The 16,320-nt window shown below is 71.2% G+C and carries 13 protein-coding genes; 9 read left to right on the forward strand and 4 right to left on the reverse strand.

The annotated features are described in order from the left end of the window. Positions 1-444: 444 nt before the first annotated feature. The 3 genes from ACIP63_RS18405 (at position 445) to ACIP63_RS18415 (ending at position 2,925) form a co-directional block, all read left to right on the forward strand. Positions 445-930 carry a hypothetical protein gene (locus ACIP63_RS18405; protein WP_401516749.1) on the forward strand — a complete coding sequence of 162 codons (486 nt, stop codon included), beginning with the start codon at positions 445-447 and terminating at the stop codon, positions 928-930. A gap of 204 nt (positions 931-1,134) precedes the next feature. Continuing rightward, positions 1,135-1,881: a TVP38/TMEM64 family protein gene (locus ACIP63_RS18410; RefSeq protein ID WP_401516751.1), complete on the forward strand. Its 747-nt coding sequence runs from the start codon at positions 1,135-1,137 to the stop codon at positions 1,879-1,881. A gap of 171 nt (positions 1,882-2,052) precedes the next feature. Beyond that, positions 2,053-2,925, forward strand: a complete 873-nt coding sequence (locus tag ACIP63_RS18415) for an undecaprenyl-diphosphate phosphatase (protein WP_401516753.1) — start codon at positions 2,053-2,055, stop codon at positions 2,923-2,925. Positions 2,926-3,176: 251 nt separating this feature from the next. Here the strand turns inward: ACIP63_RS18415 and ACIP63_RS18420 are convergent, their stop codons facing one another. Next, positions 3,177-3,716 (reverse strand): hypothetical protein, encoded by a 540-nt coding sequence (locus tag ACIP63_RS18420; protein ID WP_401516754.1) that lies wholly within the window; start codon positions 3,714-3,716, stop codon positions 3,177-3,179. 197 nt (positions 3,717-3,913) lie between these two features. On the opposite strand from ACIP63_RS18420, the gene ACIP63_RS18425 reads away from it, so the two are divergent. The 3 genes from ACIP63_RS18425 (at position 3,914) to ACIP63_RS18435 (ending at position 6,742) form a co-directional block, all read left to right on the forward strand. Continuing rightward, a complete protein-coding gene (locus tag ACIP63_RS18425) occupies positions 3,914-4,558 on the forward strand; it encodes a PASTA domain-containing protein (RefSeq protein ID WP_401516755.1) in 645 nt (214 codons plus the stop codon). Continuing rightward, the gene (locus ACIP63_RS18430; protein WP_401516757.1) at positions 4,558-5,178 is read left to right on the forward strand and encodes a hypothetical protein; all 621 of its coding nucleotides are present in this window, start codon (positions 4,558-4,560) and stop codon (positions 5,176-5,178) included. Before ACIP63_RS18425 ends, ACIP63_RS18430 begins: the two co-directional genes overlap by 1 nt. A 781-nt stretch (positions 5,179-5,959) precedes the next feature. After that, a complete protein-coding gene (locus ACIP63_RS18435; RefSeq protein ID WP_401516759.1) occupies positions 5,960-6,742 on the forward strand; it encodes an SGNH/GDSL hydrolase family protein in 783 nt (260 codons plus the stop codon). Positions 6,743-6,744: 2 nt separating this feature from the next. Here the strand turns inward: ACIP63_RS18435 and ACIP63_RS18440 are convergent, their stop codons facing one another. Beyond that, a complete protein-coding gene (locus tag ACIP63_RS18440) occupies positions 6,745-10,881 on the reverse strand; it encodes a molybdopterin-dependent oxidoreductase (protein ID WP_401516761.1) in 4,137 nt (1,378 codons plus the stop codon). Positions 10,882-11,097: 216 nt separating this feature from the next. Here ACIP63_RS18440 and ACIP63_RS18445 point away from each other — a divergent pair, with 216 nt between their 5' ends. From ACIP63_RS18445 to lnt, 3 genes are all read left to right on the forward strand, one after another. After that, positions 11,098-11,961 carry a universal stress protein gene (locus tag ACIP63_RS18445; protein WP_401516763.1) on the forward strand — a complete coding sequence of 288 codons (864 nt, stop codon included), beginning with the start codon at positions 11,098-11,100 and terminating at the stop codon, positions 11,959-11,961. Between the two features lie 76 nt (positions 11,962-12,037). Continuing rightward, on the forward strand, positions 12,038-12,508 hold the full coding sequence (locus ACIP63_RS18450) for a nuclear transport factor 2 family protein (RefSeq protein ID WP_401516765.1): 471 nt from the start codon (positions 12,038-12,040) through the stop codon (positions 12,506-12,508). Between the two features lie 109 nt (positions 12,509-12,617). Then, on the forward strand, positions 12,618-14,246 hold the full coding sequence (lnt, locus tag ACIP63_RS18455) for an apolipoprotein N-acyltransferase (RefSeq protein ID WP_401516767.1): 1,629 nt from the start codon (positions 12,618-12,620) through the stop codon (positions 14,244-14,246). Here lnt and ACIP63_RS18460 read toward each other — a convergent pair. Continuing rightward, positions 14,170-15,075, reverse strand: a complete 906-nt coding sequence (locus ACIP63_RS18460; RefSeq protein ID WP_401516769.1) for a Gfo/Idh/MocA family protein — start codon at positions 15,073-15,075, stop codon at positions 14,170-14,172. The genes lnt and ACIP63_RS18460 overlap by 77 nt on opposite strands. 33 nt (positions 15,076-15,108) lie before the next feature. After that, positions 15,109-16,320, reverse strand: a complete 1,212-nt coding sequence (locus tag ACIP63_RS18465; protein WP_401516770.1) for an FAD-dependent monooxygenase — start codon at positions 16,318-16,320, stop codon at positions 15,109-15,111.

Here is a 16,320-nt window from a genome sequence, read left to right on the forward strand (position 1 = left end):
AGCTGAGAAGAGAAGACCCCAGGGCCCCGCCGACCCTCCCCTTGCGGGGTCCGCCGGACTGTCGGGGGAGGGTCAGCTTCGGGCGCCGCCGAAGGGCGCTGCGGCAGCGGCGAACGCTGCGTCAGTTGCTGCTGCGACTGCTGCGTCGCATGCGGCCGCGAGGTTCACGGCAGCCTTCGGCGCGTCCGCGACTGCGGACTGCGCTGCGAGGAAGGCGTACCGGAACATGCCCTGATCATGGCGGAGCGGCGGCACGGCGTCGAATGATTTTCGCGCCGCCCGGACCCGCCTGCCGCGCCGCACTGTGGAGGGAACCGGTTGATCCGACGGCGCGTCACACGCAAGATCGATCATCGGAAGATCGCAGCGCGAACGGGTACGGGTCTGTTGCGTCGTGGGTTACATGGAGCAGGCGGCCGTATCGGACGGTCGGAAGGAATGGCGATGATTCTGGAACTGCTCCCGGAGGTCGGGGTAGCCACGCTCAGGCTCGGCATGTCGGCCGACGAGGCGGTCGGGGCCGCACGCGAACTGGGCTTCGCACCGTCCGACCCGGACCACGGCGACGCGCCCGGACAGGTGCTCTGCGAGCACGGGGAGTCCCGGACGGTGTTCAATCTCGGCTTCACCAAGGGCGCGCTGACCGACATCCATATGTATCGGTTCCAGATCGAGGACGCCGATGTCGCGGTCGTCCTCGACGGGCTCGACGTCTTCCGGACTCCCGCCGACGAGCTGCTGGAGCGCCTCGGGGAACGGGGCCACACCGTCGAGCAGAACGACGGCGGTGTGGACACACTTCCCCGCCTCAAGGTGATCCTGTCCAACGAGAGCAGCTTCGAATACCCGATGGACGAGGAGGGGGACCCGATCTACTTCGACTACGCCCTCGTCACCTCGGTGGACTTCCGGGGTCCGCGCGGCGACTGACCGCGGCCTGCCGCACCTCGGAGAACGGGAGTTCCGTGCTCCGGAGCGCTCGCGGCCGGCGCGGAACAGGGGCCACCGCGCCTTGTTCCGGGCCGGCCGGGCCCGGGGTCACCACCCGGAGGGAGCAAAGTGCGTGACGAGTGACTCCTCGCCCTCGCACGGACATTACGGCGATCACACACCTGTTTCGGTTAGGCTCCCCAGATGTTCGACCCCGTCCCCGCAACACGGCCCTCCGGTGGCCTCGCAGTGCGCTGTACGAGGGCGCTGCTGTCCCCCTGGTCCCGGTTCTCCCTGCTCGTGGCGGTCCTGCTGGCCGCCGCGACCACCATGCTGCTGTTCGAACCACAGCGGTTGCTGGCCTCCGGCTGGCCACCGCAACTCACGGGTTCCGCCGCGGCGATGCTGTTCGGGCTCGCGTACGGCGTGTGCACCGTGGCCTTCGTACCGCGTCCACTGCTCAACCTGGCCGCCGGTGCGCTGTTCGGCGCCCAGGCCGGACTCGCTGCGGCTCTGGCCGGAACCGTCCTCGGTGCAGGCGTCTCCTTCCTGCTCGGCAGAGTGCTGGGGCAGGACGCACTCCGGACCCTGTTGCGCGGCAAGTACCTCAAGGCGGCGGACGGTCTGCTGAGCCGTCACGGGTTCAGGTCGATGCTGGCGCTGCGGCTCTTCCCCGGGGTGCCGTTCGCCGCGGCCAATTACTGCGCGGCGACCTCCCGCATGGGCTATCCGCCGTTCCTGCTGGCCACCGGGCTCGGCTCGATCCCGAACACGGCCGCGTACGTCATCGCGGGCAGCTCGGCCTCCTCCCCCACGTCGCCGGTGTTCCTGGCCGCGATGGGCTTCATCGTGCTGTCCGGGGCGGGTGCGGCGCTCGTGGCCTGGCGCAGGCGGCACAAGCTGGGCGGCACGGACGGTGCGCCGTCGCCCGGGGCGGGAGACGCGGCGTAGCCAGGGGCAGTCGGGAGTCCGTTCACCTGTAGGCGATACGCTGCGCGCAACCGACAGAGGATGTCCGGGGCCGTGGCGTCCCGTCCCCTTTTCTGACCGCATCCGCACGCCGCCGACGGCCTTCGCGTCCGTCGGCCGTTGCATGAGTACCTCCGGGATGGCCTAAGCCCCATGAGCTGGTTCGAATCATTCGTCCTGGGCCTCGTTCAGGGACTGACCGAGTTCCTGCCGATCTCCTCCAGCGCGCATCTGCGGCTGACCGCGGCGTTCGCGGGCTGGCACGACCCGGGCGCCGCGTTCACCGCGATCACGCAGATCGGCACGGAGGCCGCGGTCCTCATCTACTTCCGCAAGGACATCGCCCGGATCATCTCGGCCTGGTTCCGCTCTCTGACCAATTCCTCGATGCGCGGCGACCATGACGCCCAGATGGGCTGGCTGGTGATCATCGGATCGATCCCCATCGGTGTGCTCGGGGTGACCTTCAAGGACCAGATCGAGGGCCCGTTCCGTGATCTGCGCCTGATCGCGACCACGCTGATCGTCATGGGCATCGTCCTCGGCATCGCGGACCGGCTCGCGGCCCGCGACGAGACCGGCGGCAAGCACCGGGCCATCAAGGAGCGCAAGTCCCTGAAGGAACTGGGCGTCAGGGACGGCCTGATCTTCGGCGTCTGCCAGGCGATGGCCCTGATCCCGGGTGTCTCCCGCTCGGGCGCGACGATCAGCGGCGGCCTGCTCATGGGGTACACCCGTGAGGCGGCCGCTCGCTACTCCTTCCTGCTGGCGATCCCGGCGGTGCTGGCCTCGGGCGCGTTCGAGCTGAAGGACGCGGGCGAGGGGCATGTCTCCTGGGGGCCGACGATCTTCGCGACGATCATCGCGTTCGCCGTCGGTTATGTCGTCATCGCCTGGTTCATGAAGTTCATCACGACGAAGAGTTTCATGCCGTTCGTCATCTACCGCGTGATCCTGGGCATCGTGCTGTTCATCCTGGTCGGAGCGGGTGCGCTGAGCCCGCACGCGGGCGAGTCCGCCGGCTGAGGGGGCCCTCGCAGCTCCGGATGGCATCGGCCTGCGGCCGTGGGCCGGTTCACTCAAAGCCGATCCGTCCGTCGGCTGGTTCGATGACGGTCCTGCGACGCTACGGTGCCGGACGGGCGCGAGGGCAGTTCATTGCGACGTCAGGTGGCGCCGGCTCCGGAAGCGCAGAGATCCAGGGGAGCGGGCCGGCTCCATTCAGAGAGAAGTAGGCGCAGGAGGCACTCATGGGTGCTCCGGCCTCCTGCGCTTTGCTACTCCTTGACCCGCAGGGCCCACTCCGGGCGGAAGCCGGAGTTCCCGGAGAAGTGCGTGGCAAGCTGGCGGAGGGCGGCGGAGCAGTCGTCCCTATCCTCGGCCGACCCGGCTCCAGACATGTAGTACTCGCAGGGGTCGACGATCCACTGCGCACACAAGACCGGACCGTCATGGTCCGCTTGCGCATCCCAGCCGTCGAGCCCAGTGCGCGTGAAGGCCAGCAGCTCCCGCCAATCGTCGCGCACGCGCTCATCGGCATCGCGCGCCAGCCCCATGGCGTAGCCCGACAGCTTCAACTGGCGCGCCAGAGCCCGCACGCCTGCGACCATGCTGCGATCACCTTCTGGAACCTCGGCGAGGTCGATGTCTTCGAGCGTCTGATACACGACCTGGACGGCTCCGGAGAAGGGTCCGTCGTCGAGGTAAATGCGCTGGCCTTGATAGAAACTGTCGGCGGCCCTAAGTGCCTGCTCGAACTCGTCCCGGATGCGGTGGTCACCGAAGAGGTCTGCGACACGGTCGGGGATCTTGAACATGGTTGGTCCGTTCGTTTGGCCCCGCGCCGCTTACAGAGTACGCGAGTTGGGTGAGCGGCGCCCCATCCTGTGGCAGGGCTCGTACACTACGCCCCCACCGTTTGGTCACAACTCCGTCACCACCGGAACATCCCGCTCCCCCGCGGCATAGCGCCCGGCTACGGTCATGCCCTCACGAAACGCTCTTGGGGGACAACTTGAACACCCGCACTCTGATCGCCGCTCTCGCCTGCCTTGCCGCAGGCACTCTCGTCGGCTGCGAACCAGCGACGACCACCGACTCGAAGCCTGCCGCGCCGGCGACCACCGAGCCGAGCACTCCCACCCCTTCCACGGCGCCGTCCGAGAAGGAAGAGGAGCCCGTCGAGTCGAAGGCCGTTCTCAACTTCGTTGGCATGGGCCTGCAGTCCGCACAGGACAAGGCGCAGGCGGAAGGCTTCTACCTGCTCACGTCCCACGACAGTGCTGGCCGCGACAGGCTTCAGGCCCTGGACCGAATTTGGAAGGTCTGCTCCCAGAGCGTCAAGGCAGGCAAGACGGTACCGACCGATACCGAGCTGGTCTTCGGCACAGTCAAGCTTGAGGAGGCCTGCCCCTCGAACGACGCCAAAGCCCCCCAGAAGGCGGGAGCGTCGATGCCGAACCTCGTCGGGAAGTCGGTCAAGGCGGCCCGCGGCGCCCTGGACGCAGGTACGTCGATCACAACGACCGATGCCGCGGAAGGGCGCATGGTTCTGCTGGAGAGCAACTGGCAGGTGTGCACCCAGTCGCCCTCGCCTGGGACTGCGTTGAACGGTCAGCCTGTCGAGTTCACTGCGGTGAAGTTCGAGGAGAGTTGCTGATGCGCACCCGTACCACTGCTGCCGTCACCCTGTTGCTCGCCTGTTCGCTTGCGGCCTGCGGTGGTGCTGATAAGCCGGTCGCACCGAAGTCCGCGGTGAAGGCGTCGACCCCGGTGCATGAGGTCGACTGTTCCGACAAGTCGCTAAGCCAGGCGGACTGGGTGGAGGCCTGCTCGGGTGAGGACGCGGGGACCGGCGGGGATGGCGGGCCGAGTACTGGCCTGGAGTTCGGGAAGCCCTACGCGTGGGAGGACGGCCTGGAGGTCACCGTCGTGGAAGCGGCTGTGTTCTCGGACTGGGGTGAATACGAGGAGCCGGACCCGAAGAACACTGAGTTCCGGGTCCAGTTGAAGCTCGACAACAAGAGCCGCCAGACCATCAACCTGAGCTACATCTCGATCCTCGTGGACGGTGCGACGAACGGCGGCACCGCGTCCAACTCGACGTTCGAGAAGGGCAGCGCCCCGTTGGAGGGCAGGCTGGCTCCGGGGGTGTCTGCGGTGAAGACCGACGACAATGCCCTGGAGAAGCGGTACGGGAAGGACATTGTCGTCACGGTGCAGCGGACAAGCGATGACGGCTTCGACGCGTTCCCGGAGTTCGCCGGCACGATCGAGTAACGCCCGTACTGGCTACTACTCCCCCGCCCTCTCGCGTCCTTGCTCGTGGATCACCATGCGGGTGCGCTGTGTCATGAGGATCGACATCGCGAGGAGCACAGCTGGGCGGATGGCCCTGAGGATGGTCGCTACGCAACCCGTCGCCGCCCCTGCCAACGCCCTTGCTGGAGGCGCCGCATCACCATCCCCACCACCGGGCTGCCGATCACCCCCGAGCAGCGGGTTGCCGCGAACGTGAAGTCGATCCGCAGCCAGCGCGACCTTGCCGACCGCCTCGGTTCGAAGGGGCCAACGCCGTTGGTCGATGGAAGTCGGCAGGCGCCGCATCACAGTCAACGACCTGGTCTCGATCGCTGAGGCGCTGGGCGTCGCCCCTCAAGCTCTGGTGGCCGACGGCCCTGAGCCGGAGACGGTGGGTCCGCTCCATGAAGTGGCTTTGGACGGCGGCGGAGGAGATGCGACGTCTGACTGCCTCCATCGATCGGGTCCGCGCCCTGCACCGCCCGGTGCAGGCATCGTGCTGTTCATCCTGGTCGGAGCGGGTGCGCTGAGCCCCCACGCGGGCGAGTCCGCCGGCTGACGGGGTTCTGGCGGCTCCGGGAGGGTGCTGGGCGGTGCAGGCCGCGAGGCCGAGGGCAGCGCCGTAGCAGCTCGCCGGGGGACGGGTCATTTCGCCGATGACGCAGGCGCGCCGGGGCGGGAGGTTGGGCGTGGTCACGGCCGTCCGCCTCGCGCGGCAGCCGTGCGCCGGCCGCGTTCCCTCCCACACCACGGAGAACCCATGCCCCTCCCCCGTACCGCCGGTGCCGCACTGCTGGCCCTCGCGATCGCTTCGGTCACCCCGTCCACCGCCGCAGCCGCCCCGGAGGCCGCCGAGGTGAACTACGTGGCCCTCGGCGACTCGTACGCCTCCGGCACCGGCGCCGGCAGCTACTCCGACGTCGCGTGCACCCGGAGCCGTAACGCCTACCCCGCTCTCTGGGCCGAGGCCAACGACCCGGCCTCGTTCTCGTTCGCCGCCTGCGGTGGTGCGAAGATCCCCGACGTGCTCGGCGACCAGGTGGATGAGCTGGACGAGGACACCACGCTGGTCAGTCTGAGCATCGGGGGCAACGACTCCGGCTTCGCCTCGACCATGCTCAGCTGTCAGTACTCCACGCAGTCGGCCTGCGAGCGGGCCCTGGAGACGGCCGGGGAGTACGTCGTGAACGAGCTGCCGGGCGAGCTGGACAGCCTCTACGCGACCGTCCGCGCCCGGGCGCCCCACGCCCAGGTCGTCGTCATCGGTTACCCGTACCTCTACAAGGAGGGCGGCCTCTGCCTCGGCGGGCTCAGCTCCGCCAAGCGCACGGCCGTCAACCAGGGTTCGGATCTGCTCAACGAGACGATCGAGGGCCGCGCGGCGGCGGCCGGGTTCGCGTTCGCGGACGGCCGGCCCGCGTTCGCCGGGCACGAGATCTGCACGAGCGACGCCTGGATCAGCAGCTCGAACGTCCACCCGACGGCCGAGGGCCACGAGTCCGCGTATCTGCCGGCCTTCAGCGCCGCCGTGCCGGGGAACTGAGCTCAGTACACGTCGCGCACATACCGTTTGTCGGCGGCGAGCTGCTTGACGTACGCGGCGGCGGCGTCCTCCTGGAGTCCGCCGTGGGCCATGGCGATGTCCCGCAGCGCCCGGTCCACGTCCTTCGCCATCCGGGAGGCGTCGCCGCAGACGTAGAAGTGGGCGCCGTCCTGGAGCCAGGACCAGAGCTGGGCACCGTGCTCCCGCATCCGGTCCTGTACGTAGATCTTGGCCCGCTGGTCGCGGGAGAAGGCGGTGTCCAGCCGGGTGAGGGTGGAGTCGCGGCGCAGGGAGTCGAGTTCGTCGCGGTAGTAGAAGTCGGTCGCCTCGCGCTGCTCGCCGAAGAACAGCCAGTTCGCGGCGCGGTGGCCGAGGGCGCGGCGTTCGTCGAGGAACCCGACGAACGGGGCGACCCCGGTGCCGGGACCGACCATCACCATGGGGGTGGCCGGGTCGGCCGGCGGGCGGAAGTGCGGGGCGCGCTGGACGAACACGGGGACGGAGCTGCCCGGTTCCGCGTCGGCGAGGAAAGTGGAGGCCACGCCCTTGCGGACGGCGCCGTGCCGGTTCTCGTAGCGGACGACGGAGACGGTGAGACTCACGAGGCCGGGGTCGGTGAGCGGGCTGGACGATATGGAGTAGAGCCTCGGCCGGAGGCGCGTGAGGGCCCCGGCCCACTCGGCCGCGGAGGCGCGGGCGGAGTGCTCGGCGATGACGTCGACGGCCTGCCGGCCCCAGGTCCACTGGGCGAGTTCGCCCTTGTTGTCCGGGCGCAGGAGCTTCTTGAGGGTGCGGTCGTGGGTGCGTTCGGCGACCAGCCGCAGCAGCCCGGGGGTGATCCGGGCGATGTCCAGGTGACGGTGGAGAGCCTCGCCCAGGGGCACGGGCCCGACGCCTGACACCTCGACGGTGTCCGTGGGGTCCAGGCCGGTCACCGCCAGCCATTCCGCCACCAGTTCCGGGCAGTTGAGCGCCTCCACGCCGAGTGCGTCACCCGCCTCGTACGTGAGCGGTACGGGGCTGTCCTGCGTGGCGAAGGTGAACCGGCGCACTTCCTTGGTGGCGCCGGGAAGGCTGAGCAACTGGTTGCCCACGAGCCGCCCGGTCGCCGTCCTGGTGGAACGGGCCGGCGCCGGAGGGGCGGCGGGAGCCGTGGGTCCGGCGGGGACGGACGGGGCGCCCAGGGCGGCGAACACCTCGTCGAGCCACCGCCCGGCCGGCTCCTCGTAGTCCGGTTCGCAGTCCGTACGCGGGACGAGCCGCACGGCACCCAGCTCACCGAACCGCTCGTCGAGCCGCCTGCCGTGCCCGCAGAAGTCGTCGTACGAGGAGTCCCCGAGGGCGAGTACGGCGTAGCGGACCCCGTCCAGCCGGGGCGTGCCGGGTGCGTTGAGCGACTCCCAGAATCCGGTGCCGTTGTCCGGCGCGTCCCCGTCGCCGAACGTGCTGGTGACGACCAGCAGATCGGCTGTGCGCGGCAGGCTGTCCAGGGGGCTGTCGTCCATCCCCAGGAGGGTCGCCGTCCGGCCTTCGGCGGTCAGCCGCCGGGCCGCGGCCGCGGCGACCTCCTCGGCGTTGCCGGTCTGCGAGGCCCACAGGACGACGACCTGCCGGTCCGGTGCGGCGCCGGCCCCCGGGGCCGTCCCGACGGACTCCGGGGCGCGGGAGGCATCGCCGGGCGCGCGCGAGAACATGCCGGCCAGTACGCCGTTGACCCACAGGGCACGGCCGGGTTCGAACGGCGCGTGCACCGGCAGTACGGGGGTGCCCGCAGGCTGTGTGCCGAGTCCCGCGAGGAATCCGGACAGATAGCGGCGCTCGTGGTCGGCCAGTACGGGCGGGGCCGTGTCCGCGATCCCGAACACCCCGGCGAGGGCGGCGGCGGGGCCGTCCACGGCAGCCGGGACAGGGACGGCGGGGGCCGGCGCGGCGTCCGGCACGACGGCGGCGACCTTCACGAGCGTCACCGCGCAGACCTTGAACTCGGGCTGGAAGGAGACCGGGTCGACGGCGTCGTTGGTGACGGCGTTGACGCTGAGGTACTCGCCGAAGAGATCGTTCCAGTGGAACGGCGCGAAGCAGTCGCCGGGCCGCACCCGGTCGGTCACGACGGCCGGCAGCACGGCCCGGCCGCGCCGCGAGGCGACCTCGACCGGGTCGCCCTCCGTGATCGAGAGGGCCGCCGCGTCCCGCGGGTTGATCTCCACGAAGGGGCCGGGGTTCAGCCTGTTGAGCTTGGCGACCTTCCCCGTCTTCGTGAGGGTGTGCCACTGGTGCTGGAGGCGGCCGGTGTTGAGCACGAAGGGGAAGTCGTCGTCGGGCATCTCGGCCGGCGGCATGTGCGGACGGGCGAAGAACACCGCCCGCCCGCTCGGGGTGGGGAACACGAGCCGTGGCACGCTCCCGTCGGCGCGTACGACCCGGTTTCGGCTGACACCGTCGTTGAGGTAGCGGACCGGGTTGCGCGCCGGGCCGTCGGGGGCGGCGCTGGGCCACTGGACGGGGGTGCGTCGCAGCCGCTCGTAGGTGACTCCGCGCAGGTCGTAGCCGGTCCCCGGGTTGTGGGCCCGCTTGATCTCCTCGAAGACCTCCTCGGCGCTGCTGTAGCCGAAGGCCTCCTCGTACCCCATCTCGTAGGCGATCCGCGCGATGATCCGCCAGTCCGGCCAGGCCTCCCCCGGCGGATCGGCGGCCTGTACGGCGAGCGTGAGGTTCCGTTCCGAGTTGATCATGACGCCCTCGGCCTCGCCCCACAGCGCGGCGGGCAGGGCGACATCGGCGTACGCGTTGGTCTCGGTGTCGGCGAACACGTCCTGGGTGACCACGAACTCCGCGGACTCGAGCCCTTCGATGACCGTTCGGCGGTTGGCCACGGATGCCACCGGATTGGTGCAGATGATCCAGCAGGCCTTGATCGCGCCGTCCGACATGTGCCGGAACATGTCGACGGTCCCGATGCCCGCGGCGTCCGTGCGCAGGGTCCCGGGGGCGACGCCCCACAGCTCCTCGGTGAAGGCGCGGTCCTCGTCGGACTGCAGGCCACGCTGCCCGGGCAGGCCGGGGCCCATGTAGCCCATCTCGCGGCCGCCCATGGCGTTGGGCTGGCCGGTGAGCGAGAAGGGGCCGCTGCCGGGGCGGCAGACGGCTCCGGTGGCCAGATGCAGATTGATCAGGGCGTTGGTGTTCCAGGTGCCGTGGGTGCTCTGGTTGAGGCCCATGGTCCAGCAGCTCATCCACTCGCCCGCCTCGCCGATCCAGCGGGCGGCCAGCCGGATGTCCGCCTCGGGGATGCCGGTGATCTCCGCGACCGCGGCGGGCGCGTAGTCCCGCAGGAAGCCGGGCATCGCCTCCCAGCCCTCGGTGTGCTCGGCGATGAACTCCGGGTCGGTGTGGCCGTTCTCCACGAGGAGGTGCATGAGACCGTTGAGCAGGGCGAGGTCCGTGCCCGGGCGTATCTGAAGGAACAGGTCGGCCTTGGCGGCGGTGGCGTTGCGCCGGGGGTCGACGACGATGAGTTTCGCGCCGGCCTTCACCCTCTCCATGAGGCGGAGGAAGAGGATGGGGTGGCAGTCGGCCATGTTGGAGCCGATGACGAAGAACGTGTCGGCGTGGTCGAAGTCCTCGTACGACCCGGGTGGGCCGTCGGCGCCCAGCGAGAGTTTGTAGCCGCTGCCCGCACTGGCCATGCAGAGCCGGGAGTTGGACTCGATCCAGCTCGTGCGGACGAAACCCTTGGCCAGCTTGTTGGCGAGGTACTGCGCCTCCAGCGTCATCTGTCCGGAGACGTAGAGGGCGAGCGCGTCGGGTCCGTGCTCGTCCACGACCGCGCGCAGCCGTCGCGCGGTCTCCTTGACGGCTGCTTCCATGGGCAGCGGCGCGGGCTCCTCGCTGCGGTCGGCCCGGACCAGGGCCGTCGTCAGCCGGCCCGGTGCGGCCAGCATCTCCGCGCTCGTCGCCCCCTTGGTGCAGAGCCGCCCGCCGTTCGTGGGGTGCGCCTTGTCCCCCGTGGCCTTGAGGACGGTGCGCCGGCCGTCGGGGCCCATCCCGACGTCCAGGACCATCCCGCACCCGACACCGCAGTACGAGCAGACCGTCCGCACCTGGGCGGGAGTGTCCGGCTGCGGGTTCGGCACGGTCATGGACGGCCTTTCATGGGGGACGCTGATGTCGCGACGGTACGAAACGCCCGTTTCCCGGGTGTCACGCCGGACGATCAGGCGTGGTTACGTCCGCTGCACAGTGCCACGCGTACGCCGGTGAGGGCCCGCCGGGCCCCCCGCGCCCGGCCGGGTCATAATCACGATTCGGGGCTGCCCCGCCCCGCCCGGAAGCTCTCCGACCCCGTGGAGGCGTGCATGACCGCCGACGACCTTCCCGTGATCGCCGCCGTGGACGGTTCCGCCCACAGCTGGGAGGCGCTCGACTGGGCGGCCGCCGAGGCGGTGCGCACCGGTCTTCCGTTGCTGATCGTGCATGTCAGGCCGCCCACCCGGCGTGCGGAGGAGGAGAGAGGGCTGCGGGAGGCCGAGGAACTGCTGGCGCAGGCCGCGCTGCGGACCTCCCGGCTCGCCCCCGAGCTGCCCACCTCGACGCTGGCGCCGCTGGACTTTCCCTCGGCGGCGCTGACCTCGCTCAGCCGTGACGCCTCGCTGGTGGTCGTCGGTTCGCGTGGTCTCGGCGGATTCCGCTCGCTGATGATCGGATCCAACAGCCTGGCCACCGCCTCGATGGCGCACTGTCCGGTCGTCGTCGCCCACACCGGCAGGACGGACGAGGGCGGGGTGGAGCCGCCGGACGCCTTCCCGGACGTGGTCGCGGGGGTCGCCGCCGACGACAGCAGCGGCACGGTCCTCGATTTCGCCTACGCGGCCGCCTCCGCCAGGCCGGGTGCACGGCTGCGGCTGGTGCACGGGTGGACGATGTTCTCCTCGATGCTGTCCGGCGGCCCGGTGTTCGACAGCGAAGCGGCGGCGGAGTCGGCCGAGCGGGTGCTCGCCGAACTCACGGCGGGCCGGCGCGAGAGGTACCCGCGGGTGGAGGTCGTGCGCGAACCGGTCCGGGGTTCGGCGTCCCGCACCCTGGTCACGGCATCGGCCACCGCCGCGCTGACCGTGGTCGGGCGGCGCAGGGGCGGCGAGGCCCTCGGGCTGGGCCTCTCCCCCGTCGCGCAGACGACGGTGACGCACGCCCTCGGCCCGGTGGCCGTCGTCCCCACGTGACGCGTGTCCCCGGCCTGGGCCGAGATGCCGTGCCCGGGCCCTTGGCGTGCGGCGTGCGACGGCCGAGACTTGGGCGATGACACAGCGCGTGGCTCTCGCGACGGTGATGGACCGGCTCTCCATCGATGCAGTGATCACCGACTACGCCGTGGCATGGGGTGACGGGGCCTGGGAGGACTACGGCGCCCTGTTCACGCCGGACGGACACGCCGACTACCGCGGTGCGGGCGGTGCCGAAGGGCCGGCCGCCGAGGCCGCGGGGTGGCTGGCGGAGAGCCTGCGGCCTCACCCCGCCCGCCAGCACCTGATCGTCAACAGGCGCCTCGATCTCCAGGATCTGGGCGGCTACCCCGGTGACCGGGCGCAGGTGCGGGCCGACTACCTCAGCCCGACGGGCCCGGCGGCCTGGGAGGGGGAGACGGCTCCGGCCCAGGTCACCGGCGGCGGGTACGACTTCGAGCTGGTGCGTACGGAACCGGGCTGGCGGATCCGGACCGTCACGGCGCACCGGAAGTGGCGGTACGCGCCGGGGGCGGTCGCCGGCTGATCCGCTGCCGTCGGGGGCGCCCGTCCGGTGGCCGCGGCACGCCCCCTGTGCGCTGCTGATCTTCTGCACCACACTGGGATCAGGCGCACGACCGGCGAGGAGGGCATGTATGCCGATGCTGCGCGGGCGGCTTCGCGACGAACCGGCCGGTGACGAAGGCGCACGGCCGTACGAGCGGCTGCTGCGGTCCAGGACGGGGCGTGGCGCCGTGGCCCTGTGCGCGGGCGCCCTGCCCGCCCTGACGTTTCCCGCCCCCTCACTCTGGTGGCTCGCCTACGTCGCCCTGGTGCCCTGGCTGCTGCTGATCCGCTCGGCGGCCACGGACCGCCGTGCGGCGGTCGACGGCTGGCTCGGCGGTACGGGCTTCATGCTCGCCGCGCACCATTGGCTGATGCCGAGCCTCCATGTCTTCATTCTGCTGCTCGCCGCCCTGCTGGGGCTGCTCTGGGCTCCCTGGGGCGTGCTCGTGGCCCGGCTTCTGGGGGGCTCACCGTCCGTCCGGCGTTCGGTGGCCGCGGTGGCCGTGGTGCCCTCCGGATGGCTGATGATCGAACTGGTCCGCTCCTGGGAAGGGCTCGGCGGCCCCTGGGGGCTGCTGGGTGCCGGCCAGTGGGACGTCCCGCCGGCGCTGCGCGTCGCCTCGGTGGGGGGTGTGTGGCTGGTGAGTCTGGGACTCGTGGCCGTGAACACGGCCGTCGTGCTGCTGCTGGCCGTGCCGGCGGCCCGTACGGCCGGGGCCGCGTGTCTGGTGGCGGGGGCGCTGGGTGTGGGCGCGACGGTGCTCTGGGCGCCGCTGCCCGACGAGACCGGGACGGCCCGGATCGCCGTCGTGCAGCCGGGTGTCGTCGAGGGTCCCGGCAGCATCGAACGCCGCTTCGCGCGTGGCGAGGAACTGACCCGGGGCCTCGCGGGCCGGGACGTGGACCTGGTGGTGTGGGGCGAGAGCAGCGTGGCCGTCGATCTGTCGCGGAGCAGGGCGACGGCGGACCGTGTCGCCGCGCTGTCCCGTCTGGTCGGGGCAGATGTGCTGGTCAACATGGACGCCCGGCGCACGGACGGCCCCGCCCGCGCCGGAATCTTCAAGTCCGCGGTGCTGGTGGGTCCGGACGGCCCGACCGGGGACCGCTACGACAAGATGCGCCTGGTGCCGTTCGGTGAGTACGTCCCGGCCCGCGCGCTCCTCGGCTGGGCGACCTCGGTGGGCAAGGCCGCGGGTGAGGACCGGCTGCGGGGAAGTGAGCCCGTGGTGATGGAGCTGCCGGACGGGCTGCGGGTGGGCCCCCTGGTGTGCTTCGAGTCGGCGTTCCCCGACATGAGCCGGCAGCTGACGAAGGACGGCGCCCAGCTGATCGTCGCCCAGTCCTCCACCTCGACGTTCCAGCGGAGCTGGGCCCCCGAGCAGCACGCCTCGCTGGGGGCGCTGCGGGCGGCGGAGACGGGCCGCCCGATGGTGCACGCCACGCTGACGGGCGTGAGCACGGCGTACGGCCCCCGGGGTGAGCGGGTGGGAGCACCGCTGGGTACGGACACGAGCGGGGCCGCCGTCTACGACGTACCGCTCACCCAGGGCACCACCCTCTACGTCCGGCTGGGGGCCTGGCCCGTGTACGGCGCGCTGGCGGTGCTGGCCGTCTTCTTCGGTGCGGCGGGGCTGCGGTCCCTCAGGACGCCTGCTCCGCGGCGTCCAGGACCACCCGCTCGCACAGCCGGTGGGTCTCCAGGGCGTCCCGCGCGCTGAGCACCTCGCCGGACCGCACCGCGTCCAGGAAGGACAGCACGCTCTGCTCGATTCCGCGCTGGCGGGCGACCGGCACCCAGTCCCCGCGCCGCCGCAGGGTCGGCTGCCCCTTGTGGTCCACGACGTCGGCGAGGTTGAGGATTTGCCGCTTGGTGTCCTGCCCCGAGACCTCCAGGATCTCCTCCGTGGATCCGTTGAGCCGGTTCATCATGCCGATGGCGGTGAATCCGTCGCCGGACAGCTGGAGCACCACGTGGTGCATGAGCCCTTCGGCGATCCGTGCCCGCACGACGACGTTCGACACGGGGCCGGGAACCAGGAAGCGCAGGGTGTCGACGACGTGGATGAAGTCGTCCAGCACCATGGTGCGCGGGTCCTCGGGCAGGCCCACCCTGTTCTTCTGCAGGAGGATCAGCTCCCGCGGGTGCTCGGCGCACTGCGCGTACGACGGGGCGAGCCTGCGGTTGAACCCGACCGCGAGGGAGACACGGCGCTCCTCGGCGAGGGACACCAGCCGCTCGGACTCCGCGAGTTCGTAGGAGAGGGGTTTGTCGACGTAGGTGGGGACGCCCGCTTCGAGCAGCCGGCCCACGATCTCCGCGTGCGCGGCGGTCGGCGCGTGCACGAACGCGGCGTCCAGCCCCACGTCGAGCAGCGAGCCGAGGTCCTCGTGGCACTGCGGCCCGGGAATCCGGTGGGCCCCGGCGACAGCCGCCAGCGTGGCCGGGGTGCGGGTCTGCAGATGCAGTTCGACGCCGGGCAGAGTCGTCAGTACCGGCAGATACGCCTTCTGCGCGATGTCGCCGAGCCCGATGCAGCCGACCTTCACGAAGTTCTCCCTGTCGCCTTGACCAGGGCCTTGTCACGGTCGCGTCGTCTGTCCTTCCCTGGTCCCGGCAGCATACGTGCGCCGGGGCGGCTGCCAGTCGCAGATCCCGTCGAACGTGCGCAGGACGAGCCCCGGGCCCAGACGGGAGACGGCGGACATCAGCGCGTTCCGGAGGGCGACGGCCGGCGCAGCGGACAGCCCTGTCATCCGGGACACCTGCGCCGCCTTGCGGACCATGGCGGTCGTACGGGGGTGCCTGGCCGCGCTGTAGGCGGCCACACCCGCTCCCAGGTCACCGTCCGGTGTGACGTGGTGGGCGAGCACGACGGCGTCCTCGATGGCCTGGTTACCGCCCTGGCCGAGGAAGGGCACCATGGCGTGCGCCGAGTCGCCGACGAGGACGGTGCGCCCCCGGTGGAACGACGGCAGCGGATCGGCCAGCTGGTACACGTCGTGGCGCAGGACATGGTCGGGCTCGACGGCGTCGATGATCGCGGGGATCGGGTCGTGCCAGTCGCCGTACCGGCGCAGCAGCTCGGCCTTCTCGTCGTCGGCGGCCCGGGCTCCGGCGGGGACCGCTGCCGCGGCGTAGGCGTAGATCCCGCCGTTCTTCAGGGGGTGGCTGCCCCAGAGTGCGCCGCGGCCCCAGGTCTCGTGCGAGCTGAAGGCGCGGCCCAGCCCGGGGGCGAGGACGCGCCAGGTGGTGAAGCCGCTGTACGAGGGACCGGGATGACTGGGGAACAGCTCGGTGCGCACGGCCGAGCCGATGCCGTCGGCACCGACCACCAGTTCGGCCTCGATGTCACCGGCGGCCGTCCTGACGAGGGCCGGGCTTCCGCCCGCCCGGCCCGGATCCACGAGTCGCGCCGGTGTCCCGGTGCGCACGGCGCCCTCGGGGAGCCGTGCGCGCAGCAGGTCGACGAGCGCCGAGCGGTGCAGCAGGACGAGCGGCCCGCCGAAGCGCTCCGCCGCGGCGGCGCTGTCCGTGCGGGCGAGCCAGCGTCCCGACGGTGTGCGCATGCCGCCGTCCCCCTGCCAGGCCGCGAGGGATCTGACCTCGTCACCGAGTTCGATGACGTCGAGAGCGCGCTGGGAGTTGGGGGCGAGGCTGATGCCCGCGCCGACGGGTTCCAGTGAGGCGGCGCGCTCGAGCACGGTGACCTGCCACCCGCTCCGGTGCAGTGCCGCCGCGGCGGTGAGTCCGCCGATTCCGCTGCCGATGACCACCGCACGGGACGTCGTCAT

The organism is Streptomyces sp. NPDC088746 (assembly GCF_044751065.1).
Taxonomy (GTDB): Bacteria; Actinomycetota; Actinomycetes; order Streptomycetales; family Streptomycetaceae; genus Streptomyces.